This is a genomic window from Halomonas sp. LBP4 (assembly GCF_003202205.1).
Classification (GTDB): Bacteria; Pseudomonadota; Gammaproteobacteria; order Pseudomonadales; family Halomonadaceae; genus Halomonas; species Halomonas flagellata.
In genome coordinates, this window is record NZ_PDOG01000001.1 from 1,501,713 (window position 1) to 1,526,305 (window position 24,593).

Consider the following 24,593-nt stretch of genomic DNA (forward strand, 5'->3'; position numbering starts at 1 on the left):
GGCATCCTGAGCGGGATTGATCCTCAGCCGCGCGTGGCGCTAACGTAGTGAGCTTAGTCTGCGGGATGACACGGAGGGTTCACCCATGACCGAGAGCAACGACAGAAGCGTCATCAAGCGGGTCTATGTCCCCACCCATGTTCGCCAGCTCCCCAGCGGCGAGCGCGTGAAGGTGCCGGGACACTACAGGGCTCACGAGAAATGAGCGACGACGGCCCCTGCCCCTGATCTTTTGCCATGCGGCAGCCCATCACCGGCTACCACCGCGACGAGGAGGGCTACTGGGTGGCCGAGCTCGCCTGCGGCCACCACCAGCATGTGCGCCATCGGCCGCCCTGGGTCGAGCGCCCCTGGGTCACCAGCGAGGCGGGGCGCCGTTCGCGGCTCGGCATGCGGCTCGCGTGCGTGAAGTGCGATCGGGGCGAGCCCCGCGACACCCCCGAGAAGACGCTAGACTAGTCTCGATATCTCGGTCGAGAGTCGACCCCATGGCCAAGTCCCGCGACACCCTCGAACGCTACCGGCAGAAGCGCGAGGCCCGCCGTACCCCGGAGCCCATCGTCGTCGAAGCCCGACGCGGGCAGCACGGCGGGCCGATCTTCGTCATCCAGCTGCACGATGCCTCCACCCGGCACTACGACTTCCGACTCGAGGTCGACGGCGTGCTGAAGTCCTGGGCAGTCCCCAAGGGCCCCTCCACCGACCCGCGGGTCAAGCGCCTGGCCATCCCCACCGAGGACCACCCGCTGGCCTATGCCGACTTCGAGGGCGTGATCCCCGCAGGCGAGTACGGCGCCGGCACCGTGCTGATCTGGGACCGGGGCCACTACCGTAACCTGAAGGAAGGCAAGGATCCGCCCTCGGTCGCCGAGCAGCTCGCCGACGGCCACGCCACCGTCTGGCTGGAGGGCGAGAAGCTGCGCGGCGGCTATGCGCTGATCCGCACGCGGCTCGAGCAGGGCAAGGACTGGCTGCTGGTGAAGATCGACGACGAGATGGCGGATGCCCGGCGCAATCCGACCTCCACCGAGCCCGAGTCCGTCCAGTCGGGGCGCACCCTGGAGCAGATCGCGGTCGAGGAGGGCCAGGGCCGAAATGGACATTGACGGCCATCGCATCGACACCTCGAACCGCGACAAGCTGTTCTTCCCCGAGGCTGGCCTGACGAAGGGGGACCTGATCGACTACTATGCCCGGGCACGCTCATGCGCTGGACGCGCATCGCGAAGCGCTCGCGGCCCTGCTGGACCGCGAGGCACCCGCCGACGAGGAAGGATGACGCCTGAGGAACCGCTACCCCTTGGGTCCGAGCAACAGCCAGATGATCAGGCCCAACACGGGGAAGAACAGCAGGATCAGGATCCACAGCAGCTTGGCGACCCCTCCCGCCGAACTCTTGGCGACCTTGACGATGGCCCAGATGACGATGATCAACCAGATCAGGCCCAGCAGGCCGCCCACTTCGATGCCCATATGCATGCTCCTTTGCAGTTCAATGGGTTGGCCGATCATGGGTAGCATATCTTCATGACCCGGCACAATCGGAATCGGTGACCGCCAAGTCGAGCCGCGTTCAGCCGGGTGGCAGATGGCCCGCCTTGATATAGACGAGGGCCCCGTCCGCCCCGGTGCGGGGCGTGTGCCGGCTCCCGTGCGGGCTGCGCAGCCAGCTGCCAGCCGGGTAACTGCCGTGCTCGTCGTGGAAGGAACCCTCCAGTACCAGGACCTCCGCGCCGCCCCGGTATTCTCGCGGGGCGAGACGCAGATTCGGCGCCCAGCGCTCCAGTGCCACGTGCTCGTTTCGGAACTCGTGGAGGGGCATCACCTCGAGCCCCTTCTCCTGCCCCGGCTGCCAGTCGGCCGTGCGGGTATCGATGACCTTCCGTGCGCTGTCTGACGGAGAGAACTGGTGCAGCTTGACGAAGATGAGTGCCCCCTGCTCACCGACCCTCGGCGCATGGGCGGTGCCGATGGGATTGCGCAGGTACGTTCCCACCGGGTATCTGCCATGTTCATCGGCGAACTCGCCCTCGAGCACCAGGATCTCCTCGCCGCCGCCGTGCTCATGGGTCGGGAAGGTGCTGTTCGGTGCATAGCGCACCAGCGAAGTGGCACGGGCTACCTCCTCGCCGACGCGATCCAACATCATCCGCTCCACGCCGGGCGTGGGCGAGTCCACCCAGCGGTAGGCCTCGGGCGTGACCACCGCCCGCCGGGAGAAGTCGGCATTGAGTCGCATGGTGCTCTCCTCTCGCTACCGGCTCGCCGGAGCCGTGGCGCCTCGCTGATGTTCAGGATGTCGGACCCCGGGGCCCGCCAGGCGTTCCCGGCCTCGGCCGTCCGGTTGGCCCGGTGCTTGCTTATCAATAAGCAGCCCCCGCTCGGGTAGAATGGGGCCCCCTCGCCACCTCGAAGAAGGAGTCACCCTTGGCCACCGGACTGCTGTTCAACGCCCTGATCTTCCTTGCCGCGGCGGTACTGATCGTGCCGGTATTCAAGCGCCTGGGGCTCGGCGAGGTGCTGGGCTACCTGGCCGCAGGAGTCGTGATCGGCCCATCGGTACTGGGGCTTGTGCCGGATGCCGAGGGCGTGCTGCAGTTCGCCCAGGTGGGCATCGTCTTCCTGCTATTCGTGATCGGCCTCGAGCTCAAGCCGGCGCGTCTCAGGGTGATGCGCAAGGCGGTGTTCGGCTTCGGCAGTCTGCAGGTCGCCGTGACTACCGTACTCCTGGCGACAGGCGCCTGGTGGCTGGGCCTTCCCCCCGTTGCGGCCCTGGTGGTCGGCTTCAGCCTGGGGCTCTGCTCCACACCGCTGGTGCTGCACCTGCTGGGCGAGCGCAAGGAGCTGCAGGCCCGTCATGGGCGCCATGCCTTCGCGCTGCTGCTGTTCCAGGACATGGCGGCGATCCCGGTCCTGGCTGTCATCCCCATCCTCGCCGCCGGATCCTTGATCGCCGATGGCGTCGCACCGCTGCTGGGCGAGATCCTGCTCGCCGCGGGTGCCTTCCTCGGACTGATCATCGTTGGCCGGTATCTGCTGCGTCCACTGTTCCGCCTGGCGGCGAGCACCCGCAGCCGCGAGGTCTTCGCCGCCACCACCCTGCTGGTAGTGATCGGCTCTGCCCTGCTGATGGAGATCGCCGGCCTGTCGATGGCGATGGGGGCCTTCATCGCCGGGGTACTGCTCGCCGACTCGGAATATCGCCACAACATCGAGGCGGATATCGAGCCCTTCCGCGGCCTGCTGCTGGGACTGTTCTTCATGGCCGTGGGGATGACCGCCCAGCTCGGGCTGCTCGCCCAGCAGCCCTGGATGATCGTCGGGCTGACACTGGGCCTACTGCTGGCCAAGGCGCTGAGCATGGTGGTGGCCGCACGGCTGTTCGGCACCGGCTGGCGGGAGGCGACCAATCTCGCTGTGCTGCTCTCCCAGGGCGGGGAGTTCGGCTTCGTGGTGCTGACTGCGGCGGGCACTGCCGCCCTGCTCGGCTCTGAACTGGTAAGCCTGCTGGTACTGGTGATCTCGCTGTCGATGGCGGCGACCCCGGTACTCTTCCTGGCTCACCTGCACTGGATCCGGCCATTGTTCGGCAAGTCCCGGCCCACGCCTGCCTACGACAGCCCCGAAGATGATGCGCCACAGATCATCATCGCCGGCTTCGGCCGTTTCGGGCAAATCATGGGCCGCGCGCTGCAGGGTTTGAAGATTCCCTACACGGTGCTCGACATCAATGCCGATCACGTCGAATTCGTGCGCCGCTACGGTAACAAGGTCTATTTCGGCGATGCCTCGCGCATCGACCTGCTGCGTGCCGCCGGCGCCGACAAGGCCCGCGTGCTGGTAGTGGCAGTGGGCGACATCGAAGCCTCGATGCGCATCGTCGAGCAGGTCAAGCGTCAGTTCCCGCACCTGCGCATCTTCGCCAGGGCCCGCAACCGCTACCATGCCCACCTGCTGATGCGCGCCGGCATCCACGACATCGTGCGCGAACTGCTGCCCGCCAGCCTGGAACTCACCCGCGACGTGCTGATCGAGCTGGGCATCCCCAACGAACAAGCACAGCACACCATCGACACCTTCCGTCCCCACGACGAGCAGGCGCTGATGCGTCAGCTCGAAGTCTTCGGCAACGAGAAGAAACTGATACAGACCGTGCAGGAGGCCGCCCAGGAACTGGAAGCCTTGTACGAAGCCGACGAGGAAGTCGCCACCACGGCACCCCGGCGCAACGATGCACCCCAAGCACGACAGGACCCCTGAGGGCCAATACGGGCTTTGCGCCGAGCGGATACCTCGCACCAATGGCGACTCGTATTCGATGGCCCGTCCCGCTGCGCTATAGTGCCTACCTGATGAGCTGGCTGGGTCTCGCCATCGCCCTTTCCGGTAACGCCATCCAGGCCCTCAACCAGGGAGCCAAGCGCGGCGGCTTCTACCACGACACCGGCGAAGGCGGAATCTCCCGCCATCACCTGGCTGGCGGTGACCTGGTGTGGGAGATCGGCTCGGGCTATTTCGGCTGTCGCGATCGCCTGGGAGGCTTCGATGCGGCGACCTTCGCCGAGAATGCCGCGCGCCCTGAGGTCAAGATGATCGAGATCAAGCTCTCCCAGGGCGCCAAGCCGGGCCGACAGCTTCCGGCCCCCGGCCCAGGTGCTGGAGATTCGCCATCGGGCCTGATCGGCGTCATGGCCGATACGTCACCTCGTCGATGGCTGCTTGTTCCACCCCCTCGGCCAGTTGACGAATTAGCTGGGCGGCAGGAATCTCCCGACAGCCACTGGCGTTCTGCCCGGCCCAGAGTGGCGAGAAGTCACCGCTGCCCTGCGCTTCCGCGGCGGCGCGCAGCGGGGCGATGGCCGCCGCAGCCGTGGGGAAGGCCGGCGCCAGCTCGCTCATCGGCCCCAGCTCGCGCATCAAGCGGGTGACGATGCCCCGCGCCGGGCGGCCGCTGTAGAGGTTGGTCAGGGCCGTGTGGCGAGCCGCCTCGCTCATCAGCGCCTGCCGGTGAATCGGTGTGGTGGTCGCCTCCGGGCAGCACAGGAAGGCGGTGCCGACCTGCACGGCGTCGGCGCCCAGCGCCAGGGCCGCCGCCACTCCGCGGGCATCGCCGATGCCGCCGGCGGCGATCACCGGCACCTCGACCGCCGCCACCACCTGGGGCAGCAGGGCGAAGGTGCCGACCTGGGTGGTGAGATCCTCGGAGAAGAAGAGGCCACGGTGGCCGCCCGCCTCGAGCCCCTGGGCGATGATCGCATCGGCGCCCCGGGCCTCGAGCCACAAGGCCTCCTCCACCGTGGTGGCCGACGACAGCACCGTGGCGCCCCAGGCCTTGACCCGCTCGAGCAGTGCCGGCGCCGGCAGCCCGAAGTGGAAGCTGACCACCTCGGGGCGGACGGCCTCCAGCAGATCGCAGGCCTCGTGATCGAAGGGCCGGCGTCCCGCCCCCGCCGGCACGCTCGCGATGTCGAGGCCGAACTCGGCATAGTAGGGCGCCAGCGCCCGGTGCCAGCGCGCCTGGCGGCCGGCGTCGGGCTCGGGGGGCGTATGACAGAAGAAGTTGACGTTGAGCGGTGCGCGAGTGCGCGCTCGGATGGTTTCGAGTTCACGCGCCATGGCGTCCGGCCCCAGCATGGCGCAGGGTAGTGCCCCGAGGCCGCCGGCCTCGCAGACCGCCACGGCGAGGTCGGCCCCCTGCACGCCCGCCATGGGTGCCTGGAGGATGGGCAGGTCGATGCCGAGCTGTTGCTTGAGGATCACGGGTTCTCTCCCTGGTCGGGCGTGTCGCTGGAGCGATCGCGGCGCCTCGGGCCCAGGGTATCGGCCACATGGGCGCCGCGCTCTCCCATGGGCCGCGACTCGCCGATGGTGGTGTCGTGCCGGGTCTGGCGCTCCATTTCACCGTTGATCTCGGCACCGAGCAATACGACGAAGGCGGAGAGCCAGAACCACAGCATCAGTACCACCACCGCGCCCAGCGAGCCATAGAGTTCGCCCAGATTCGCCACATGGCCAACGTAGAGCGAGAGCCCACCGGAGCCGAGCAACCACAGCAGGGTGGCAGTGACGGTGCCGACGCTGACCCACTCCCAGCGCGGCGAGCGCCGATAGGGGCCGAAGCGGTAGAGCACGGCAATGACGAACATCATCACCAGCAGCAGGACCGGCCAGCGCAGCCAGCCGATCACCCTGACCGGGGTGTCGTCGAGGCCGAGCATGCCGATGGCCAGGGGAACGAGCGCGATGAACACGATGGTGACCTGGGTCAGCACGATCAGTCCCAGGGTCAGGCCGGCGATGACCAGCGTGCGGTGGCCCAGGCCGCGGCGCTCGTCCTCGCCGTAGACGACGTTCAGCCCGACGATCAGGCCTCGCACGCCCTTGGAGGCCACGTACATCGCTATCACCAGGCTGGTCAGGGCCGTCAGGCTCAGCCCGGTATCGGTGTTGTCGCCGATCTTGCGGGCCTGCTCCTCGATCAGGTTCGTCACGCCCTGGGGGAGGAAGCGACTCAATTCGATGATCTGGCGTGCCATGTCCTGGGGGTCGAGCACCAGCGCCCAGAGCGAGATGACGGCCGCGATGGCAGGAAACAGCGACAGCAGGGCATAGAAGGCGATACCGGCGGCCAGCATGGTGATACGGTCGTCGCTCATCTCCTGCTTGACGCGCCACAGGATGTCCAGCCAGCCGGGGCCGGAGATCTCCCGCGGCTGCTCGGCTCGATGGCCTCTCGGGTGGTTCGACATGGACTCCTCAGGGTTGCTGTGCCGGGCGCAGGACCATACGTGCGTCACGGATCTCGATGTCGAAGCGGTTGAGGAAGCTCATCCCCAGCAGGGCGACGTCGCCGTCCAGGCCAGGACTGATCGAGCCGCGCACCTCGGTGGCGGAAAAGCCCCCCAGGCTGACCTCGTCGAGGGTGGTGAGATGGCCGCGCACCCGGCCGTTGGCGGTGTTGAACCAGGCCGAATCGGCCCGCTCCAGGCCCAGCCTGTCGGCCAGGCCGGCGGGCACGGCCACGTAGGTGGCCCCGGTATCAAGCAGGAACTCCACTGGCTCGCCGTTGATGCGCCCGGTGGCCACGAAATGGCCCGCGCGGTTGCGCTCCAGGATCACCGGTTCCCCGTCCCCCGCCACGGTCGTGGCCAGATGGGCGTTGGGATTGCGCTGCTCTGCCAGGTAACCCTGGAACCACCAGGTGCCGGAACCGATGAACAGCACCCAGAACAGCAGCATCATGCCGAGCCCGGCACGCCGCGTGGAGTCTTCGTCGCTCATCCGCCGTCCTCCCTCACTGGGCCCGGCGACCGCTGCCGCTGGCCACTACTACAGCATTGATACCTATTCCGGCGCTGTCTACCCGCCGACAAGGAGCCCCCCCTGTACGCAGGCCGCGAAGCGTCGGCCTTCCCCGCCCACGCATGCCCTTGCCTCCCTCGTCGTTGCCACAGGGGCAAGCTTTCCCTACTCGAGCTCCTCTCGCCACAGTTCCCAATAACCGCCATCGTCGGCGGAGCGCTCGCGCCCCCAGCTGCCATGCAGTCGCTCGTCGTCCGCCGTCGCCTCGAGCACACCCAGCCCCCGCTCCAGCCCCAGGGTCCAGCCGAAGTGCAGGCGCCCCGCCCACACCTCCCCTTCCAGATGACCCAGGCCCAACCCGTAGGTGAACACCCCCTGGACCCGGTCACCCTGCCGCTCGAGCACCAGCCATACCGGCAGCTCCCCCGAGGCGTCGCCAAGCCGGCCCTGGAAGGTACCGGCGAAGGGGAGCCCGGCGGCCGGCACCGCCGGGGCGATGGCCGGCTCCCCCTCCCGCCGCGGCCGCAGGACGGCCGGTTCGGTGGCACGGCCAAGGCGCACGATGCCCTCCTGGATGTCGCGGTCGTCCATGAAATCCGCCAGGCGACCGATCTCGGCGGCCACGCCGTCGATCCGCTCGCGGGCCGCGGCGAAGTCCGGCTCGGCCCGGGCGAAGGCATCGCGGCGCTGGGCCAGGGCCGACGCCAGCCCGCGCAGCCGGTCCGAGGTCAACGGATGGGTGGCCTCGGCCAGATGGGCCCGATACGCCGCCTCGTCGGCGAAGTGCCAGCGATTGGGCTCCCAGTGGGCCAGCAGCGTGAAGAAGACGCTCATGCCCAGCGGCGGATAGGCGAGCCGGGCCATGACGTCCAGGGCGAAATCGTCGGCCTCGATCTCGTGGCGGCGTGCCGCCTCCCGGGATACCTCGGGGCCGTAGCCCGGATGACGGTGCAGGGCATGCCCCAGTTCGTGGAGCAGCACGAAGACCACCGAGGAGGTGAAGATCTTGCCGTAGAGCTCCATCACCTCCGTCCGATCCCGTACGTCATCGGGCACCCCCAGTGCCTCCAGGGGCGGCGGGTAGCGATCGTCGGGAAACGACTCGCGCCGGCGGTGACGCAGCATGGCCAGGTACTGGCCGGGCGTCTCGATCGACAGTCCCTCGAGCTGCAACCAGGCCATGGCCAGGGCGAGGTCGCCGAACAGGCGCAGCGAGGCCACCGACATCACCACCTGACGGCGGCCATCGGCCAGGGTTTGCTGGTAGTAGCAGAACGGCTCGCTGGCGAGCACCGGGCAGCGCAGCGGAAATTGCAGCTCGACGTCCGCCAGCCGCTCGCGCTCCTCGGCCTCGAATGCCGGCAACAGGTCCTCGTCATGGACGCGGCGAATGTCCGCGGGCGTGATGCGCGACCAGTAGGCCAGGGTCGTATCGTCGTAGAGGGTGGCCATGCCCACGGCCGGCGATGCCAGCAGCCAGCATGACAGGGCCAGGCCGAGCCGCCAGCCGGCGTTCATGGCCGGTCCCTGCCCTGATGGTAGAGGGCCGCCGGCTCGGAGAAACGGGCATCCGGCGGCTCCCCCCGGGCGTCGGTGCCATTGGCCCAGTCGCTGAAGGCGGCATGGTCGCCCCAGGCGTCCAGCCAGGCATCGCGCATCAGCCGCAGCTTCACCTGGCGCAGGTCGCCACGCTCGGCCACGGCCTGGCTGCCCTCCGCGGAGGAGGCGTCGCCCAGGGCATTGAGGGTGAAGAAGAGACGGCGCAGCTGAGCCTGCTCCAGGGCGGGGTCGATACCACCGGCGTCCTGGCCTAGCCCCGAGTAGCTGGCCAGCGTCGGGGCATCGCCGGTCGTCACGGCCGGTGCCGAGGTGGCCTGGACGGCGCTGTAGAGCGAGATACCCAGGGCCACGCTGCCGAACAGGGCGAAGAAGAGTCCCGGCGCGGCGCGGTTCAGCACTACCTCGGTGCCGCCGGGCAGGGTCATTTTGCCGTCGCTGTCGCGGTGGGCGGGCACCGCCAGGAACAGACGATACCCGAGATAGATGGCCATGCCGGCGAACAGCACGACCAGGATGCGCTCGACGGCACGCAACATGACGGGGTCCATGGCGGCAACTTCCAGTGGGCCGGGCTGGGCGGGATCCTTCCAGTCTATGACACCTCAGCCGCCGTTGCGTCACGGCCCGCTATCCGCTCAGGGAACGCAGCACGATATAGCCGCCCATCACCAGCAGCCCGGAAAAGAAGAAGCGCCGGAAACTCTCCGCCGAGAGCCGACGGCGCAGCCGCTGGCCCAGTTGCATGCCGAGGATAGCGGGAATCACCGCCAGGCTGGAGGTCAACATCAGGTCGCCGGTCAAGAGATCCTGTTCCCCCATGGCCAGGCCCAGCGTCAGGGTACAGAGGGTGAACAGGATCCCCATGGCCTGGATCAACTGGTCCCTCGGCAGCCCCAGCGCCTGCAGATAGGCCACACCCGGGAACACCGACGAGCCGGTCATGCCGGTCAGCAGGCCATTGGCCACCCCGGAGATCACCCCGGCGCGGCGCGCATGGCGCACCGGCAGCACCAGTCGGGCCATGCCCAGGTTCATCAGCGCATAGCCGATGATCAACACCCCCAGCAGCCGCGACGGCCAACGCACATCGACACCGGCCAGCACCACCACCCCGGGCCACACCGCCAGCACCGAGGTCACCAGGAAGGGCCACAGCCGCCTGGCGATCATCACCAGTCGGCCGCCCACCAGCGCCTGCCAGACATTGGTGATGACGGTGGGCACCAGCAGCAGCGCCATGGCGGAGTGCAGCCCCAGGGTCGCCGTGAGCAGCGCCAGCGAGACCGTCGGCATGCCCATGCCGATCACGCCCTTCACGGTGCCGGCGGCGAGGAAGGTCACACCCACCAATGCCAGCATCCCGACATCCGGCGCCGACACTCAGGGCGTCCTCGCCGGCTCCAGGCCGTTGCGCACCTCCCAGTCGCGCGCCGCCTGCTGGCCGCGGGCCTGATTCACGGCCAGGCAGATCAGGATGGCGACGATGAACAGTGCCGCGCAGAGCAGGATCGAGGCCTGCAGGCCCACCAGCGACTGCAGCAGCCCCAGGGCGATGATGCCGAAGACCCCGGCCAGCTTGTTGGCCAGGCCCCAGAAGCCGAAGAACTCGGCGGCCTTGCGGGTTGGCGAGAAGAGCCCCACCAGGGCGCGGCTCGCCGACTGGCTCGAGCCCAGGCTGAGGCCGGCCAGGCAGCCCACCACCAGGAAGAGGTGCTGCGCCTCCCAGTCGAGCCCCAGTCGCGCATTGAGGAAGGCGGTGACCTCGGGGGTGGCCCAGATGGCGAAGATCGCCGCCACCCAGAGCATCAGGGTGATCAGGTAGGTGACCTTGGTGCCGATGCGGTCCTGGATGAAGCCGAACCCCAGCGCCCCCGCCGCGGCGGTGATCTGCACGATGATGAACATCAGGTTGCGGATCGACTCGTCCCAGCCGATCACCTGGGCGCCGTAGATGAAGGCGAAGGCGATGATGATGTAGACCCCGGCCATGGAGAACAGCAGCGAGACCAGGAAGATGCCCAGGTCGCGGAAGCGCCGGAGCTCGTGCAGGGTGGTGGCGACCCGCTCCCAGGCGATCCGGTGGTAGGGCATGCCGGGCGGCTGCGGCGTGCCGCGCTCCCTGACCCACAGGAAGGTGGGGATGGCGGTGACCAGGAAGAAGCCGGCGGCGAAGGGCCCCACCCAGCGGATGCGCTCGAAGTTCTCCGCCGTGGCCTCGCCCAGCGCCACCAGGGTGAAGCCGGCGGCGAAGAGCCCGCCGACGTAGCCCAGAGCCCAGCCGAAGCCGGAGATCTTGCCCAGGTCCTCCGGGGGCCCGAGGTCGGGCAGGAAGGCGGCGATGAAGGACTCGCCCATGGAGTAGGCGTAGTTCGACACCACGATCAGCACCAGGCCCAGCACCACATAGCCCGGCGCCACGAAGTAGAGCATGGCGGTGGTCGCCACGGTGGCCAGGTAGCTAGCGAACAGGAAGCGCTTCTTGGCGGCGTGGTAGTCCATCACCGCCCCGCACAGGGGGCCGGTGATCACCACCAGCAGGTAGCTCACCGCCAGCGCCAGGCTCCACAGCAGGTTGGCCAGCCGGTGGTCGTCGCCGCGGTCGCCGACGATCACCGTGGTGAACAGCTCGCCGAACACCACGGTGATGATCAGCAGCGTATAGGCCTGGTTGGCGAAGTCGAACATCGCCCAGCCGAAGATTTCCTTTCTCGTTGCCCGCTGCCGGGGCGATGTGCCGGCAGCCGCTGGAACCACACTCATGCGCGCCTTCCTTGCCATGCAGGGGCCGGGGCCCGTCAGCCCCCTAGCCTACCAGCAAATCGGGCGCGCCGAGCATTCACGGCAGCGGTGGCCCCTTGAGCTCGACGGTATTGCCCATGGGGTCGCGCAGGTAGAGCGAGGGCCCGCTGCCTTCGGCACCATAGCGGGTCTTCTCCTCGCCGACCTCGATACCGAAGGGGGCCAGCTCGGCACGGATCGCCGCGGCGTCGAAGGGCTCGACGCGCAGGCAGAAGTGATCCAGGTTGCGCCCCGCGCTACCGGGTGCCGGCCCGCCCCGACGCCCCAGCTCGCTCTCCACCGGCACCAGGTCGATCAGCGCGGCACCGGCGCGCAGCTGGATCAGGCCCAGGTCGTCGTTGCGGCGCTCGATCTCGCAGCCCAGTGCCTCGCAGTAGAAGCGCAGCATGGCGTCGAGATCGGTGACGCGCAGCACCAGGTGGTCGAGGCCGGTGATTCTCGGCATGGCCGCTCTCCTGCCGGCAGGGCCGGGGGTGAAGTGTCAGACCAGGTCGCGAGGCACGGTCTCGTCCCAGGTCCGGGCATAGATGCGAGTGTCGCCTTCCCAGGCGTCCAGGGTCGCGCGGATACGGAAACTGTCGGCATCGCTGGTCATCAGCGTGCGGGTCAGGGTGTGCACCTCCCAGTCGCCGCGCTTGAAGCTGCGTTGCCACTCCGTCCAGCCGCTGACGCTGTCGTAGCTGCCGTAGGCGTACTGATAGCGCTCGGTGACCCGGGCGGCGATCTCCAGGTCGATGTCGTCGAGACGGTAACGCCCCTCGTCGTTGACCACCTCCAGGGTGGTGCGGTCATTGGCCAGGTCGCGGATCACCTGCCAGGTCTCCTGGGTCGGCTGCAGCAACGTCTTGGCCAGGGGGGGCGCGCCCTCCGGCTCGGCGAACTCCGGCAGCGCCGCCTCCTCGGCGGGCCGCGGCGCCCGCACCGGCAGGATCAGTCGACTGCGACCCGGCCGGATCGTGATCCGGGCCGGTTCCGGGGCCGGCCAGGCCAGCGGCCAGTAGCTGGTGGAGAGCGCCAGGCGAACGGCATGCCCGGCGGCAAACTGCTGGGCGATGTGCTTCAGCAGCACCCGCACCCGATAGCGGCGTCCCGGCTCCAGCGGCTCGGGATCCTCGTCGCTGTCGCGATGGGTGAGGTTGAGAAGCCCGTAGGAGACCCGGGTGGCCTTGTCGTCCTCGGCGATGTCGGAAAGGCGCAACGCCACCATGGCCACCGGCTGGTCTGCCTCCAGTTCCAACTCGACCAGCGGCTGGCCGCAGATCTCCAGCGGCGCCTCGAGGCGCGGCGTCTGGAAGATCAGCGAGCCGCCATCCTCGTCGCGCTGGTCATGGGGCAGGTCGGGCGGCGCATTGTAGGAGCACCACTTGCCGGCGTAGAGCCCCACCGACAGCGGCGAGCGGATATCCAGGCTGGCCTCGTCATCCTCGGCGTCGTCTTCCGGCAGCAGGTCGTGTCCCGCGGTCAGACGGAAGGACGTCGGCACGATGTTCGGTGATGGCCAAACCGGCTCGGCCACCCAGCGACCGGGACGCACGTCGTAGCGCGCCGAGGGCGGCGCCGACTCCTGCATCCAGACGCGCAGCATCGGCTCCTCCATGATCCCGGTATCCTCGCCCTTGAGCCACTGCCCCCACCAACGCAGCGAGTCCTGCAGGAAGCCGATGGCCGGCCCCGGCACGCCCAGGTGCGGGTACTTGTGGGCCCAGGGGCCGACCAGCCCCTTGCGCGGCACGGATAGCCCGGCCAGCAGCCGGAACACCGCGTTGCAGTAGCCGTCGGCCCAGCCACTGACGGCATACACCGGGCACTGGATGCGCGAGTAGTCCTCGCACACCGAGCCGTGCTTCCAGTAGTCGTCGCGGCGCTGGTGCTCGAGCCACTTGGTCAGCCAGAGGCCACTGCCGTCCAGGCGCTCGAGCCACATCTCGCGCCAACGCTTGCCCACCAGTTTGGGATCCGGCGGGCAGGCGTTGCCGTCGAACATGGTCGAGGCCCAGGAGAGGTTGTCGGCCAGCAGACAGCCGCCCATGTGGTGGATGTCGTCGGCGTAGCGGTCGTCGGTGAAGCACAGGGTGATCACCGCCTTGAGCTGGGGGGGCTGCAGGGCGGCGATCTGCAGGCCGTTGAAGCCGCCCCAGGAGATGCCGATCATGCCCACCTCGCCGGTGCACCAGGGCTGGGCCTCGAGCCAGGCGAGGATTTCCAGGCCATCGTCCAGCTCCTGGGGCAGGTACTCGTCGGTGAGCACGCCATCGGACTCGCCGGTGCCGCGGATGTCGACCCGCACCCCGGCATAGCCGTGGCCCGCCCAGTAGGGATGACTCTGGACATCGCGCTCGGCGGTGAGGTCGCGCTTGCGATAGGGCAGGTACTCGAGGATGGCCGGTACCGGGTGGCGCTCGGCATCCACCGGGCGCCAGATGCGTGCCGCGAGGCGGGTGCCATCCGCCAGGGGTATCCAGGTCTCCTCCTCCTGCACCCGGCGGGGAAAGTCGTTCACGATACGCATGGCCCTGCTCTCCTTGCCCCTAGTGGTCTTTCTCGGTCCTGGATGTCCTCAACCCTGGATGTCGTCGAACTCGAAGCCCAGGCGCGAGGCCAGGCTGTCGTAGTTGGCCAGCAACTGCGTTTCATCCCGCGCCCCCATCCAGATGTGGGCCAGGGCATAGCTGTAGCTGTCCTGCTCGGGTAACGTCGACAGGCGTTGGCCGACCGCCACCTGGAGCGCGATGAGGGTGCCGGGGAAGTCCGCCTTCAGGGCGGCGATCTCGGCCTCGCTGGGCACCCGGGTCACCACCGCATCGCTGAAGAACACCCGGTAGAAGAACTTGGCGGCCATGGGAAACTCGCCCTCGCGATGGGGCATGTCGGGGCGCCGCCCCAGCCCCAGGTCGATGGTGACCTGCTGATTGCTGACGCCGTCGACCTTCTCGAACAGGTCGCAGTGCGACTGGGAGATCCGGGTGTTGATCTCGAGCAGCCAGATCCGCTCCTGCACCTCGTCCCAGTAGTATTCGATATTGAAGGCAGCGTTGTCGTAGCCGATATGCGTCATGACCGTGCGCGTCAGCTCGGTCATCTTCTCCTGCACATAGCCGGGCAGCCCCGTGGGGTAGCGGTAGTGGAAGAAGCTCAGCACCTGGGGGTAGCGCAGCGAATCGACGATACCGTAGCTCACGACCTCGCCCTCGAAGACGTAGCCCTCCACCGTGCACTGCCAGCCGCCGATGATCTCCTCGGCCATGCAGAAGTGACCATCCACGGCGGCGACCTCCGGCGGCAGGCGGGCATGCTCGAGTACCGTGTTGAAGGGGTCGGCGATCAGGCCGATCTGCTCGCGCAGCTGCTCGATGGCCAGGTAGAAGGTCTCGGGGCTATCGATGAGGAAGCCCAGCCGGGAGCCCGAGGACTTGATCGGTTTGACGAAGAAGGGGATATACAGCCCCGCCTCGCCGATCCGCGTGAGGGCGTCATCGTCGAAGGGATCGAAGGCGGTGAAGGCGGGGATGAAGTCGGGAATCACCTCGCGCTGGACCCGTCGGCTCCAGTACTTGTGCTCGCACTTGAGCAGACTTTCCAGGGAGGTGGAGCGGGTGCCGAAGCGCTCGCAGAGGATCGGCAGCATGGTCGACACCGGGAAGTCCATGTAGCCGACGATGCCATCGATGGTGCCATCGAAGGCCTCGAGTTCCCGCGTGGCCCGCTCCAGCATCTCGCCGATGGGAAAGATCTCGGTCTCGTAGACCTCCGCGGGTTCGATGACGCCGTGAAAGCGATAGTGCTCGGCGCCGCGCAGCGTCTCGAGCCGCTGTCGATTGAAATCGTCCAGCCCCACCACGAAGAGATTCTTCTGGTTCATGTCACGATTCGTCACCCGTGGGTGGCGCCTCCTCGATGGGACCACCGGCGGGCAGGCCGGCGGCTATCCTCGAAGCATAGTCCACGGTCGCCGTCGGGGCGGGGCGGGCACTTCAACGACACGACCGGTAGCCGCGCATGCCGAAGTGGAAGTGATCGGCATGCGCGGCGTTGTAGTCCGGGCCCAGCACATTGCCGAACAGGTCACAGGCCCCGTCGCGGACCTCGCGCAGAAACTCTCCCCGAGGCCCCTCGTCATGCCAGTGATTCCGCACTGTGATCCGACGCCCGTCGGCCAGGTGAAAGGCCGCCACATCCAGCGCCTCGGCCGAAGCATGTTCACTGAGTCGGCCCTCGTCGCGTCCGGCGACGTGGCGACAGGCGAAACTGCCGTAGTGCACCACAGACTCGACCGACGTCCCGAACAGCTCCTCGGCCGCGGGCTGCAGTCGCTGACGCTCGAAGATCACCCAGGCCAGGGCCAGCGGGCAGCTGGCGACGAAACTGGTATTGAAATCGACTCCACTCCCCTGCATCCGCACCACCTTCTCGAGCGGACAGCCCGCCACCGGCTCATGGTCGTCCAGTGGTGAATAGCGCAACTCCCCTGCGGGTACCGTGTCGAGTGCCGCCAGGCAGCCGTCGCGATTGTCTGCCAGCCGCCTCAGCTTCCAGCGGCTCACCGGTGTCAGGGGATCGTCCACCCGCAGCGGCTTGCCAGGATGCCAATGCCGAGGCACATCGTCCCCGAAGTGCCACCAGGCCATGGCCGCAAGGCCGGCCAGCAGGGCGAGGGTCAGCAGGAAGCGCACGGGCTCTCTACAGCAGGAGGGTCAACACCAGCGCCACGGCGCCGACCACCAGGGCGGTGATCACGGCGATATCGACCAGGCGGTCCAGCCAGCGGTCGATGACGCTCCTGCCGGGATGACGCGGCTGACGGCGACGGGTGGCCCCGCGGCGCCTAGCGCCGCGAGCGGTGCGGATGAGGAGCATGGCGGAAGTCCGGTTTCACCATTTCACCCTGAGCTTACGACCTGCGCCGCCGGCTGACCACTGCCGGCGGCGGTCGAGCCGACAACCGTGGCGGTGATGGCTCGGCCGTGCAGCGAAGGGAACCCGGGGTGGGCAAAACGATCATTACAGGAGAGGCATGTGTCACCCGCGGGGCAAGATCATGAGCAAGCGCGACGACTACATCGCGAGAATGAAGGCCAACCTCGACGCCTGGAATGCCGAGATCGACCTCCTGGTCGCCAGGGCCCGGGAGGCCGGCGCCGAGGCCAGGGTCAAGTACCATGACGACATCGAGCGCCTGAAGCGGCGTCGCGACGAGACCTGTGAGCTGCTCGAGGAGCTCCAGCAGACCGGCGAGGCAGCCTGGAGCACCCTGCGCCAGGGGCTGGAGGAGTCGTGGGAGCGCCTGCGCAAGGCCTTCGCCGACGCCTCCTCCCACTTCAAGTAGGCCGCATCAGGGCTCGGCGTCCTCTACCCTTTCGTCGTGGCATCATCCCCGCCACTGCCCGCCTCTGGCGGGGCCCCGTCGTCGCCCCGGCGCAGCTGCTCGATCGCCGCACTGCCCTCGTCGGCGAGCACCGCCAGCCGGTCGATCTGGGCATCCAGCCGCGGCAAGGCCTCCTGCCGGTAGCGGGCCAGGTCATCGAGCGCGGCCATGACATCGCCGAAGGCCTGTTCGAGGGCCTGCATGTCGAGCTGTGCCGAGGCCGCCCGGGTCTGGATCTCCACTCCCTGCTGGCGCAGCGACCTGGCGGTTCCGGCGATCATCTCGGAAGTGGTGGCGTTGAGGGATTCGACACGATCGAGCACCAGCCGCTGGTTGGCCAGGGCCAGGGCGACGGCGACCGCCACGGTGAGTGCCGAGACGGTGACATGGATGGCCCGATCGACCCCGCGGATCAGTTCACGATTGTTGCGGATGATCACCTCTAGGGCCAGCACGCCCTGCTGGCATACCGCCTGCTGCTGCTGCAGGTCGACGATGCGCTGGCGCAGGGGGAAGAGCAGCTCCTGCTCGATGAAGGTGCGCTGTGTGCTCGCCTCGTCGAGCCCGCCGATGGCGTCCTGCAGGCGCCGATCGATCAAGCGCCCGAGGGTGACCTGGTGCTGCAGGTGCCCGAGGATCTCGTGCAGTGCCTCCTGGTCGTCGCCCAGGGTCAGGTTGTCGCGACGCAACATGTCGCGCCCCGTCTCCAGGTCGGCAATGATCGCGTCCAGCGCCTGCTGGGCGTTCTCGAACTTGCGGAAGTAGCGCTGCAGACGGCTGCCGGCGCCCGGCAGCCTGGCCAGCACCCGGTCGAGCCGCCCCGGCGACAGGCGCTGACCGCGCGGGTCCAGCGCCTGCATCCTGCCGCGCAGATCGACCAGTGCCCGCGCCACCGGGCCGCCATCATCGCCGTGGTGCGCCAGCTTGCGCAGCGGCGTTTTCAGCATGGCGCTGCGGTGGGCGGCCTGCTGCTGCAGTTCCAGCCCCAGCTCGTCCACCGCCCGGCGCTGCCGGGCCAGGCTGGAGGGGTCGTCGCCGCTCTCGAGCACTTCCGCCACGAAGGCGTCGGCCCTGGCGGTGAGCTCGGGGGCTTCACCCTCCTCTTCCTCGCCGGCCTGCCAGGGAGACGCCTTCGCCAATTCGCTGGCGACCTCCTCCACCGGTGGCAGGGAGAGGCGCGGATCACGTTCGGGTGGCTGATTCATAAGCACCTGCTGTACTGAAGCCATTGCTTACAAGCTAGCAGAGCCCGCCGGTCTTTCCGACACGAACCGTTAGCCCAAGTCGCTACGCCCATAGCGCTCGGCCCGGCCGATGAAGCGGCGCAGCTCCTCCAGCGCCCGGTCGGCGGCGACCGAGGCCTGGGGGCGCCCGGTCTCGATGCGCGCCAGGGCCACCGCGGTATCGTCGAGCAGGGTCAGCGCGGATTCGTTGCGGGCGGTGAGCCGGCCCAGGCGACGCTCGGTGCCCTCGATCAACTCCAGGCGCCGCTCGAGGGCGGTGCGCTCCTCGGCGGACAGCCGCCTGCCCCCGCGCTCCAGGCGACGGCGCACGAAGTCACCGTCCACCCCCATCACGCCTCTGGCCTGGGAGGCCATGGAGGTGAGGTTGTCCACCGCGCCCAGGCACACTTCGGTGACCAGGGCCTGGGCACGCTCGAAGGCCAGTTCGCCGTGCTCGAAACGAGCCGCCAGGACGTCCAGCACGTGGCGGTAGCGGCTGAAGAGACGGTCGGCCTGGATGGCCAGATCGGGGCGCCTGACATCGAGCAACCCCTGCTTGGCGCGGCACAGGGCCAGCACCACCTCATCGGCATCGACGGGCGGCCGGGCCGGGTCGAGCACGGCCACCCCCGCCTCCCGGGCCCCGCGTTCCTGTTCGGCCCGGCGGCTCGACGCCTCGGCCTCGAGCCGCGCCTCGAGCCGCTGTCGATGCCGACGGGCACGCCAGCGGTGCCAGCGTCGCTCGAGGGGGAGCTCCACGGCGATCGCCGCCAGCCCCGCCAGCCAGCCCTCCAGGCTCGGCCCGAAGCCCCCCCACAGCGAGGTCAGCCACAGCAGGACGCTGAGGAAGGGGACCAGCAGGCCATAGCGGAAGAAGACCTGCCAGCGGCCGGGACGCTCGGTGGGCACCGCCAGCCGCGGGTTCGCCAGCCCCACCAGGCACCACGGCAGGCAGGTGACGAAGAGCCCATAGGCGAATCCCTGCAGAAACCCCAGCATAGACCTGGCTACCCGGCGACCCATATCAGAATATCCTGAGTGTAAGGGCGCTGGCGACAACGCGCGACCCCCTTGCGAACCGAGATCGCGATACCCGGCGACGGGCCGGCCAGGAACGATTACCCCCGGGCGGCCTCCAAGGGGCAGCCATTCAAGGAGCCCGGCTCCACCACAGGGAGATCCCGATGTCCGATCCACACGAGCCCCGCCACAACGCCGCCTGGCAGGCCGCCCGGCAGTGGCGGGAACGCGCCCGCCAGACCCGCCCCGGTGGCCCCCTGGACGGCCTGAAGTTGCTGCTCACCTGGCTGCTGTTCGGCGCCATGATGATCATCGCCATGGTGCTGGGGCTGATCTTCCTGCTGCTCGGCTGGGCCATGCTGCCGATCCTTCGCTACCGCCTGAAGAAACGCATGGAGCGCATGCGCGCCGAACAGGCCGAGGATGTCGGCACCGGCTTCCACTACCGCGAGACCCGCTACCGGGAGCATCGCAGTGACGGCGGCAGTTACCGCGAGCAGCAGGTGCTGGAGGGGGACTACGAGATCAAGGACCAGGAACCGGGAGACGGTGATGCCGGCAAGCCATGACCCGCCAGGGTGGCGGATCGCAAGGCATGGTGACAGGCCACGATGGCGGGCGTGACGTGTCATGCCGGGACGGTGGCAAAACCCCGCGAAGTGCCATAACTTGAAGGTTGTCATTCCAACACGGCTCCGGAGACAACCACGATGCCGACACGTCGGACGCAGCCGGCCGGCCTCCTTCGCCGGGGCGCCCTGTCCCTGCTACTGGCGGGGCTGGCGCTGCCGGTCATGGCCAACGATTACCCCACCGAGGCGCGGGTGGACTACGTGCTGGGGTGCATGGCGTCCAACGGCAACAGCTACCTGACCATGCAGAAGTGCTCGTGCAGCATCGACGTGATCGCCGAGCACCTCTCCTACGAGGAGTACGAGCAGGTCGAGACGGTGCTCGGCATGCAGGATCAGCGCGGCGAACTCGGCGTGCTGTTCCGCACCGAGCGCGGCATGCAGGATCAGCTGCAGGCCCTGCGCCAGGCCCAGGCCGACGCCAACCTGCGCTGCTTCTGACCACGCCCGTGTCACGCCGCGTCCCCGACACCGCCTGGCCCACTCCGGCCTGGCTGCCGCTCGTTGCCACGCTGGTCGCTGCTCCGGCCATGGCCGATGCCGAGCGCGCCCAGGGCGAGCGCCTGTTCCGCGCCCAGTGCGTGGGCTGCCACAGCCTGGCCCCCGGCGAGCACCTGGCCGGCCCCAGCCTGCACGGCCTGATCGGGCGCCCGGCCGGCAGCGTCGAGGACTTCGACTACTCCCCGGCGCTGCGCGAGGCCGAACTGACCTGGACCGCCGAGACCCTCGACGCCTTCCTGGCCGGCCCGGACGACTACCTGCCCGGCATCCGCATGGTCTTCTGGGGGCTCGACGAACGCTCGCGCCGGCGCATCATCCACTTCCTCGAGTCCCTCGACCCCGAGGCCACCGAACCCTGAGCGCCCTCAGTCGCCGCCGCCTCCCTTGCGCGCCATCATGCCTCGCGAGGGGTTGTAGCCCAGGATCGCCAGGCCCAGCAGCACCAGGGTCACCATCACGCTGATCAGGATCGCCTCGAGGTTGACGCGCTCGTAGAGCGCGAAGCGGATCATCTCCACCGCCTGGGTGAAAGGGTTGAGCGCGGCGATCTGGTAGACCAGGTAACTGCCCTCGCGGATGCGCCACAGCGGATAGAGCGCCGAGGAGAGGAAGAACATCGGGAAGATCACGAAGTTCATGATCCCGGCGAAGTTCTCCAGCTGACGCACGAAGGTCGATAGCAGCAGGCCCAGGGAGCCGACCATGAAGCCGGTGACCACCAGTGTCGGCAGGATCCACAGGTAGCCGAGCGGCGGCGCCTGGATGCCGTACCACCAGGCGATGGCCAGGAAGACGTAGACCTGCACCACCGACACCAGGGTGCTGGCCAGCAGCTTGCACACCAGCAGGTACCAGCGCGGGAAGGGACTGACCAGCAGCACCCGCATGCTGCCCATCTCGCGGTCGTAGACCATGGAGAGCGAGCTCTGCATGCCGTTGAACAGCTGGATCATCCCCACCAGCCCCGGCACGATGTAGACCTCGTAGAGGATGTAGGTCTGGTAGGGCTCGGTCATCGCCACGCCCAGGGCCATGCGAAAGCCAGCGGCGAACACGAACAACCACACCAGCGGGCGCACCAGGGCGGCCAGGAAGCGGCTGCGCTGGTGCAGGAAGCGCAGCAGCTCGCGGCTGACCACGCCGCGCAGGCAGTGCAGCCAGGGCATCAGGGGCATGGTGCCTCCTCTTCCCCCACCAGGCGGTCGAAGGCCTCGCCCAGGGTGTCGACGCCGAGCCTGGCGACCAGTTCCTCGGCCCGGCCATCCGCCCGCAGCCGGCCGCGGTGCAGCACCAGGACGCGATCCGCCGGGCGGACCTCGTCGATCAGGTGCGTGGCCCAGAGTACCGCCACCCCCTCCTCGGCACACAGCCGGTGGGCATGCTCGACCAGGTCGCGGCGGGAGCCGACGTCGAGTCCCACGGTGGGTTCGTCGAGCAGCAGCAGGCGCGGCTCGTGGAGCAGCCCCCGGGCGATCTCCACCCGCCGCCGCTGGCCGCCGGAGAGCTGCCGCACCCGCGTGCGCCGCTGCTCGGCGAGCCCCACCCGGGCCAGTTGGGCCTCGGCCCGCGCTCGCGCCTCACGGGGGGCCATGCCGTGCAGGGCGCCATGATAGGCCAGGTTCTGGGCCACGCTGAGATCCAGGTCCAGGGTCGGCTGCTGGAACACCACGCCGATGCGGGCATGGGCCTGCACCGCCTGGTGGCGCACGTCGAAGCCGCCGATGCGGATCTCGCCCCGGCGGCGGTCGTGGAGGCGGGTGATCAGCGAGAACAGCGTGGTCTTGCCGGCGCCGTTGGGGCCCAGCAGCACCGCGAACTCCCCCGCCGCAATCGCCAGGGAGACCGACGCCAGTACCGGCGTGTCGCCATAGGCGAAGCTCAGGTCGCGAACCTGCAGGGCGAGCCCGCCCTCCTCGTTCCGGGAGAGGTCGTCCCTGTCGGAGACGGGGAGTCCACTCACGGCTCGACGATCACCCCCCAGGGAAAGCGCCCCACCGGGATCGACTTGATCGCCCTCAGGCCGTCGACCTCGATCACGCTGACATCGCCGCTGACCCCGTTGGTGGTGTAGAGCCGGCTCTCGTCGTCATTGAGCGCCAGGTGCCAGACCCGCTGGCCGACCAGGAGGTAGTCGAGCACCTCGTAGCTCTGCTGGTCGATCACCGCCACGCGGTTGGAGGGCCCCAGGGCCACGAAGGCGTAGCGACCGTCGGAGGTCAGCACCACCCCGACGGCCTGGACGGTCTCCCGGGGCACGCCCGGCACGTCGAAGCGAATGGTGTGCTTGACGTCGAAGGTCTCCTCCATGTCGAGGATCGTCACCATGCCGGCGATCTCCGACGAGACCCAGGCCTCGCGGCCGTCATGGGTGAACTCGGCGTGCCGCGGCCGGGCCCCCACCAGGCGATGGTGCACCGCCTCCATGGCCTCGGTGTCGATGATGTGGGCCATGTTGGAGGTCTCGGTGGTCGAGACCAGCCAGCGACCGTCGGGGCTGATCCCCAGGCCTTCGGGCTCGACGCCCACCGGGATCTCGGTGACCCGGGTGCGCGCCTCGTAGTCGAGCACCGAGACGATGTTGTCGTCCTCGTTGGAGACATAGAGGTAGGGCCGGTTAGGGTCGACGCGGATCACCTCGGGGTCGTCGCCGGAGGACTGGCTGCGCACCACCTGGAGGGTCTCCAGGTCGATCATGTCGATGGCCTCGTCGTCGCCCACCGCCACGAACAGTTCGCTGCCGTCGCTGCTGAAGGCCATCGAGCGCGGGCGACGGCCGACGCCGATGGTCTCCACCACCTCCAGGGTGTCACCGTCGATCACCGAGACGGTGTTGTCCTTCTCGTTGGAGACGAAGATGCGCTCGGCCTGGGCGGCCAGTGGCAGCATCAGCAGGATGCCCAGCGCCAGCCCCAGGGAGGCAGGCCTGCCGGCGGGAGTCGTGAGTTGGCTCAGAAACGGCATGGCGATTCCCCCTCGTCGGCGCCGAGCGAGTCGAGCGGCGTGCGCGGATGCAGGTAGCCCTCCTGGGGCGACACCGACGCCACCATGCGCGGGCCGGTGACCAGGATCGGCTGGCGCAGCTGATGGTTCCAGGTGCGGTAGCTGACCGGCAGGCCCAGGTAGCCGGCGAGCTCGAACTCCTCGCCGAGCATATAGTCGAGCACCGCATCGGGTGCCACCGAGCCGGTACGCGCCGCCGCCTCCCCCAGGGAGCGCACCGCCAGCCAGGCGCCGAAGTCGCGGGGTGTCATCCAGCGGTCGGCGAGCTTCTCGAAGCGCCGCTGCAGCTGTACCGCCCCCCAGGATTCGTGGGCTCGGTGCCAGGGGGTGGCGATCAGTCCCTGGGTGCCCACCACCGGGCGCGGCGCCGAGGTCTGGTAGGGGAAGTATTCGCCGAAATAGTCGGTCTCGTCGGCGATCACCAGCACGTCGTGCTCGGGCAGGTCCTGCACGAACACCGGGATCTCGCGCTGGATGGCATGGAAGCCGCCCTCGGCGCGCCGCGCCATGGGATCATGGGGCCACATCCGCTCCTCCACCACACGGTGGCCATAGCGTTCCGCCGCGGCCTTCAGGGTCTCGGCCAGGATGCGATCCTCCTCGGTGTTGCCGTGAACCAGCCCCCAGCGATCCCACTGCTTGTAGCCGAGGAACTGGGCCAGGGCATCGGCCAGCATCCGCCGGCTCGGGGTGGTGTGGTAGAGCTTGGGATGGCAGGACTCCCCGCGCAGCTCGTCATCCGGCGCCCGGCTGTTGAACACCACCCGGTCGCCCAGCGCCGGGTGGGCCATCACCTCCAGCAGGCCTTCTGCGGGCAGGTCACTGACGATCCAGTCGGCGCCCTGGTCGATGAGGTTCTCCAGCGCCTCGCCGACGTCGCCGCCCTGGGACACCTCCGCCTCGTGGAGCACGAACTCCTGGTCGAGGAACCGGGCCGTGGCGTTGTTGTCGTTGATCCCCAACCGGGCCCCCTGGACGCCCTCGTCGTCGAGTACCGGGGCGAGCACCGAGAGTGGCTCCCGGTCGTCCGGCCGCTCCATGCCCAGGTAGCCCAGGGTGATGGTCTCCGGGGTGTCGGCCGGCAAGGCCGCCGACCAGCCCAGGCCAACGGCGAGCCCCCCCGTCATCAGCCAGCGGAGGGGACGTGGCAAGGTCCGCATGCATGCTCCTCAGGCAGCCGGCGCTGCCGCTGTT

At 68.7% G+C, this 24,593-nt stretch carries 27 protein-coding genes and 1 pseudogene; 8 read left to right on the forward strand and 20 right to left on the reverse strand.

Going from position 1 to position 24,593, the window contains the following annotated elements; translation table 11 throughout:
- Positions 1–237: 237 nt before the first annotated feature.
- Positions 238–459, forward strand: coding sequence for a DUF3565 domain-containing protein (locus CR157_RS06845; RefSeq protein WP_110282722.1), 222 nt, complete (start codon positions 238–240; stop codon positions 457–459).
- 29 nt (positions 460–488) lie between these two features.
- The gene (locus tag CR157_RS06850) at positions 489–1,106 is read left to right on the forward strand and encodes a DNA polymerase ligase N-terminal domain-containing protein (protein WP_110282723.1); all 618 of its coding nucleotides are present in this window, start codon (positions 489–491) and stop codon (positions 1,104–1,106) included.
- A gap of 187 nt (positions 1,107–1,293) precedes the next feature.
- Here CR157_RS06850 and CR157_RS06855 read toward each other — a convergent pair whose 3' ends face one another.
- Positions 1,294–1,473, reverse strand: a complete 180-nt coding sequence (locus CR157_RS06855) for a PLDc N-terminal domain-containing protein (protein WP_110282724.1) — start codon at positions 1,471–1,473, stop codon at positions 1,294–1,296.
- A gap of 100 nt (positions 1,474–1,573) precedes the next feature.
- On the reverse strand, positions 1,574–2,239 hold the full coding sequence (locus tag CR157_RS06860; protein ID WP_110282725.1) for a cupin domain-containing protein: 666 nt from the start codon (positions 2,237–2,239) through the stop codon (positions 1,574–1,576).
- A gap of 188 nt (positions 2,240–2,427) precedes the next feature.
- On the opposite strand from CR157_RS06860, the gene CR157_RS06865 reads away from it, so the two are divergent.
- Together CR157_RS06865 and CR157_RS06870 are read left to right on the forward strand one after the other, a co-directional pair.
- On the forward strand, positions 2,428–4,260 hold the full coding sequence (locus tag CR157_RS06865) for a monovalent cation:proton antiporter-2 (CPA2) family protein (RefSeq protein ID WP_110282726.1): 1,833 nt from the start codon (positions 2,428–2,430) through the stop codon (positions 4,258–4,260).
- A 116-nt stretch (positions 4,261–4,376) separates the two neighbouring features.
- Positions 4,377–4,628 (forward strand): annotated as a pseudogene (locus tag CR157_RS06870) (glutamate synthase-related protein); the annotation flags it as partial.
- A 58-nt stretch (positions 4,629–4,686) separates the two neighbouring features.
- Here the strand turns inward: CR157_RS06870 and CR157_RS06875 are convergent.
- The 12 genes from CR157_RS06875 to CR157_RS22550 form a co-directional block, all read right to left on the reverse strand.
- Positions 4,687–5,760 (reverse strand): NAD(P)H-dependent flavin oxidoreductase, encoded by a 1,074-nt coding sequence (locus tag CR157_RS06875; RefSeq protein ID WP_219999892.1) that lies wholly within the window; start codon positions 5,758–5,760, stop codon positions 4,687–4,689.
- Complete coding sequence (locus CR157_RS06880) at positions 5,757–6,749, reverse strand: YihY/virulence factor BrkB family protein (RefSeq protein ID WP_110282727.1); 993 nt, start codon at positions 6,747–6,749, stop codon at positions 5,757–5,759. The genes CR157_RS06875 and CR157_RS06880 overlap by 4 nt, the downstream gene beginning before the upstream one ends.
- Before the next feature lie 7 nt (positions 6,750–6,756).
- On the reverse strand, positions 6,757–7,281 hold the full coding sequence (locus CR157_RS06885; protein WP_110282728.1) for a retropepsin-like aspartic protease family protein: 525 nt from the start codon (positions 7,279–7,281) through the stop codon (positions 6,757–6,759).
- Between the two features lie 186 nt (positions 7,282–7,467).
- Positions 7,468–8,820: a hypothetical protein gene (locus tag CR157_RS06890; RefSeq protein WP_110282729.1), complete on the reverse strand. Its 1,353-nt coding sequence runs from the start codon at positions 8,818–8,820 to the stop codon at positions 7,468–7,470.
- Positions 8,817–9,410, reverse strand: coding sequence for a hypothetical protein (locus CR157_RS06895; RefSeq protein WP_110282730.1), 594 nt, complete (start codon positions 9,408–9,410; stop codon positions 8,817–8,819). Before CR157_RS06895 ends, CR157_RS06890 begins: the two co-directional genes overlap by 4 nt.
- 79 nt (positions 9,411–9,489) lie before the next feature.
- On the reverse strand, positions 9,490–10,221 hold the full coding sequence (locus CR157_RS06900) for a sulfite exporter TauE/SafE family protein (RefSeq protein ID WP_110282731.1): 732 nt from the start codon (positions 10,219–10,221) through the stop codon (positions 9,490–9,492).
- 21 nt (positions 10,222–10,242) lie between these two features.
- Complete coding sequence (locus CR157_RS06905; protein ID WP_110282732.1) at positions 10,243–11,622, reverse strand: MFS transporter; 1,380 nt, start codon at positions 11,620–11,622, stop codon at positions 10,243–10,245.
- Between the two features lie 76 nt (positions 11,623–11,698).
- Positions 11,699–12,106, reverse strand: coding sequence for a VOC family protein (locus CR157_RS06910; protein WP_110282733.1), 408 nt, complete (start codon positions 12,104–12,106; stop codon positions 11,699–11,701).
- Positions 12,107–12,142: 36 nt separating this feature from the next.
- Positions 12,143–14,170 carry a CocE/NonD family hydrolase gene (locus tag CR157_RS06915; protein WP_110282734.1) on the reverse strand — a complete coding sequence of 676 codons (2,028 nt, stop codon included), beginning with the start codon at positions 14,168–14,170 and terminating at the stop codon, positions 12,143–12,145.
- A 48-nt stretch (positions 14,171–14,218) separates the two neighbouring features.
- The gene (locus tag CR157_RS06920; RefSeq protein ID WP_110282735.1) at positions 14,219–15,520 is read right to left on the reverse strand and encodes an ATP-grasp domain-containing protein; all 1,302 of its coding nucleotides are present in this window, start codon (positions 15,518–15,520) and stop codon (positions 14,219–14,221) included.
- Positions 15,521–15,632: 112 nt separating this feature from the next.
- Positions 15,633–16,286 carry an extensin-like domain-containing protein gene (locus CR157_RS06925; RefSeq protein WP_110282863.1) on the reverse strand — a complete coding sequence of 218 codons (654 nt, stop codon included), beginning with the start codon at positions 16,284–16,286 and terminating at the stop codon, positions 15,633–15,635.
- A 52-nt stretch (positions 16,287–16,338) separates the two neighbouring features.
- Positions 16,339–16,515 carry a hypothetical protein gene (locus CR157_RS22550; protein ID WP_181421986.1) on the reverse strand — a complete coding sequence of 59 codons (177 nt, stop codon included), beginning with the start codon at positions 16,513–16,515 and terminating at the stop codon, positions 16,339–16,341.
- 157 nt (positions 16,516–16,672) lie between these two features.
- Between CR157_RS22550 and CR157_RS06930 the strand changes: the two genes are divergently transcribed.
- On the forward strand, positions 16,673–16,984 hold the full coding sequence (locus CR157_RS06930) for a hypothetical protein (protein ID WP_240569431.1): 312 nt from the start codon (positions 16,673–16,675) through the stop codon (positions 16,982–16,984).
- A 23-nt stretch (positions 16,985–17,007) separates the two neighbouring features.
- Here the strand turns inward: CR157_RS06930 and CR157_RS06935 are convergent, their stop codons facing one another.
- Both CR157_RS06935 and CR157_RS06940 read right to left on the reverse strand, forming a co-directional pair.
- Entirely contained in the window at positions 17,008–18,228 is a 1,221-nt protein-coding gene (locus CR157_RS06935; RefSeq protein WP_110282736.1) for a toxic anion resistance protein, read from the reverse strand.
- A 69-nt stretch (positions 18,229–18,297) separates the two neighbouring features.
- Entirely contained in the window at positions 18,298–19,245 is a 948-nt protein-coding gene (locus tag CR157_RS06940; RefSeq protein ID WP_110282737.1) for a cobyrinic acid a,c-diamide synthase, read from the reverse strand.
- A 185-nt stretch (positions 19,246–19,430) separates the two neighbouring features.
- On the opposite strand from CR157_RS06940, the gene CR157_RS06945 reads away from it, so the two are divergent.
- The 3 genes from CR157_RS06945 (at position 19,431) to CR157_RS06955 (ending at position 20,758) form a co-directional block, all read left to right on the forward strand.
- On the forward strand, positions 19,431–19,835 hold the full coding sequence (locus tag CR157_RS06945) for a hypothetical protein (RefSeq protein WP_110282738.1): 405 nt from the start codon (positions 19,431–19,433) through the stop codon (positions 19,833–19,835).
- A gap of 141 nt (positions 19,836–19,976) precedes the next feature.
- Positions 19,977–20,339: a hypothetical protein gene (locus tag CR157_RS06950; RefSeq protein ID WP_110282739.1), complete on the forward strand. Its 363-nt coding sequence runs from the start codon at positions 19,977–19,979 to the stop codon at positions 20,337–20,339.
- Between the two features lie 8 nt (positions 20,340–20,347).
- Entirely contained in the window at positions 20,348–20,758 is a 411-nt protein-coding gene (locus CR157_RS06955) for a c-type cytochrome (protein WP_110282740.1), read from the forward strand.
- Positions 20,759–20,764: 6 nt separating this feature from the next.
- On the opposite strand, the gene CR157_RS06960 is transcribed toward CR157_RS06955, so the two are convergent.
- The 4 genes from CR157_RS06960 to CR157_RS06975 are packed head-to-tail and all read right to left on the reverse strand — an operon-like array spanning position 20,765 to position 24,559.
- Entirely contained in the window at positions 20,765–21,574 is an 810-nt protein-coding gene (locus tag CR157_RS06960) for an ABC transporter permease (protein ID WP_373681003.1), read from the reverse strand.
- The gene (locus tag CR157_RS06965) at positions 21,565–22,359 is read right to left on the reverse strand and encodes an ABC transporter ATP-binding protein (RefSeq protein ID WP_181421987.1); all 795 of its coding nucleotides are present in this window, start codon (positions 22,357–22,359) and stop codon (positions 21,565–21,567) included. Before CR157_RS06965 ends, CR157_RS06960 begins: the two co-directional genes overlap by 10 nt.
- Positions 22,356–23,360: a PQQ-dependent catabolism-associated beta-propeller protein gene (locus tag CR157_RS06970; RefSeq protein WP_110282741.1), complete on the reverse strand. Its 1,005-nt coding sequence runs from the start codon at positions 23,358–23,360 to the stop codon at positions 22,356–22,358. Before CR157_RS06970 ends, CR157_RS06965 begins: the two co-directional genes overlap by 4 nt.
- A complete protein-coding gene (locus CR157_RS06975) occupies positions 23,348–24,559 on the reverse strand; it encodes an ABC transporter substrate-binding protein (RefSeq protein ID WP_110282742.1) in 1,212 nt (403 codons plus the stop codon). Before CR157_RS06975 ends, CR157_RS06970 begins: the two co-directional genes overlap by 13 nt.
- Positions 24,560–24,593 lie beyond the last annotated feature (34 nt).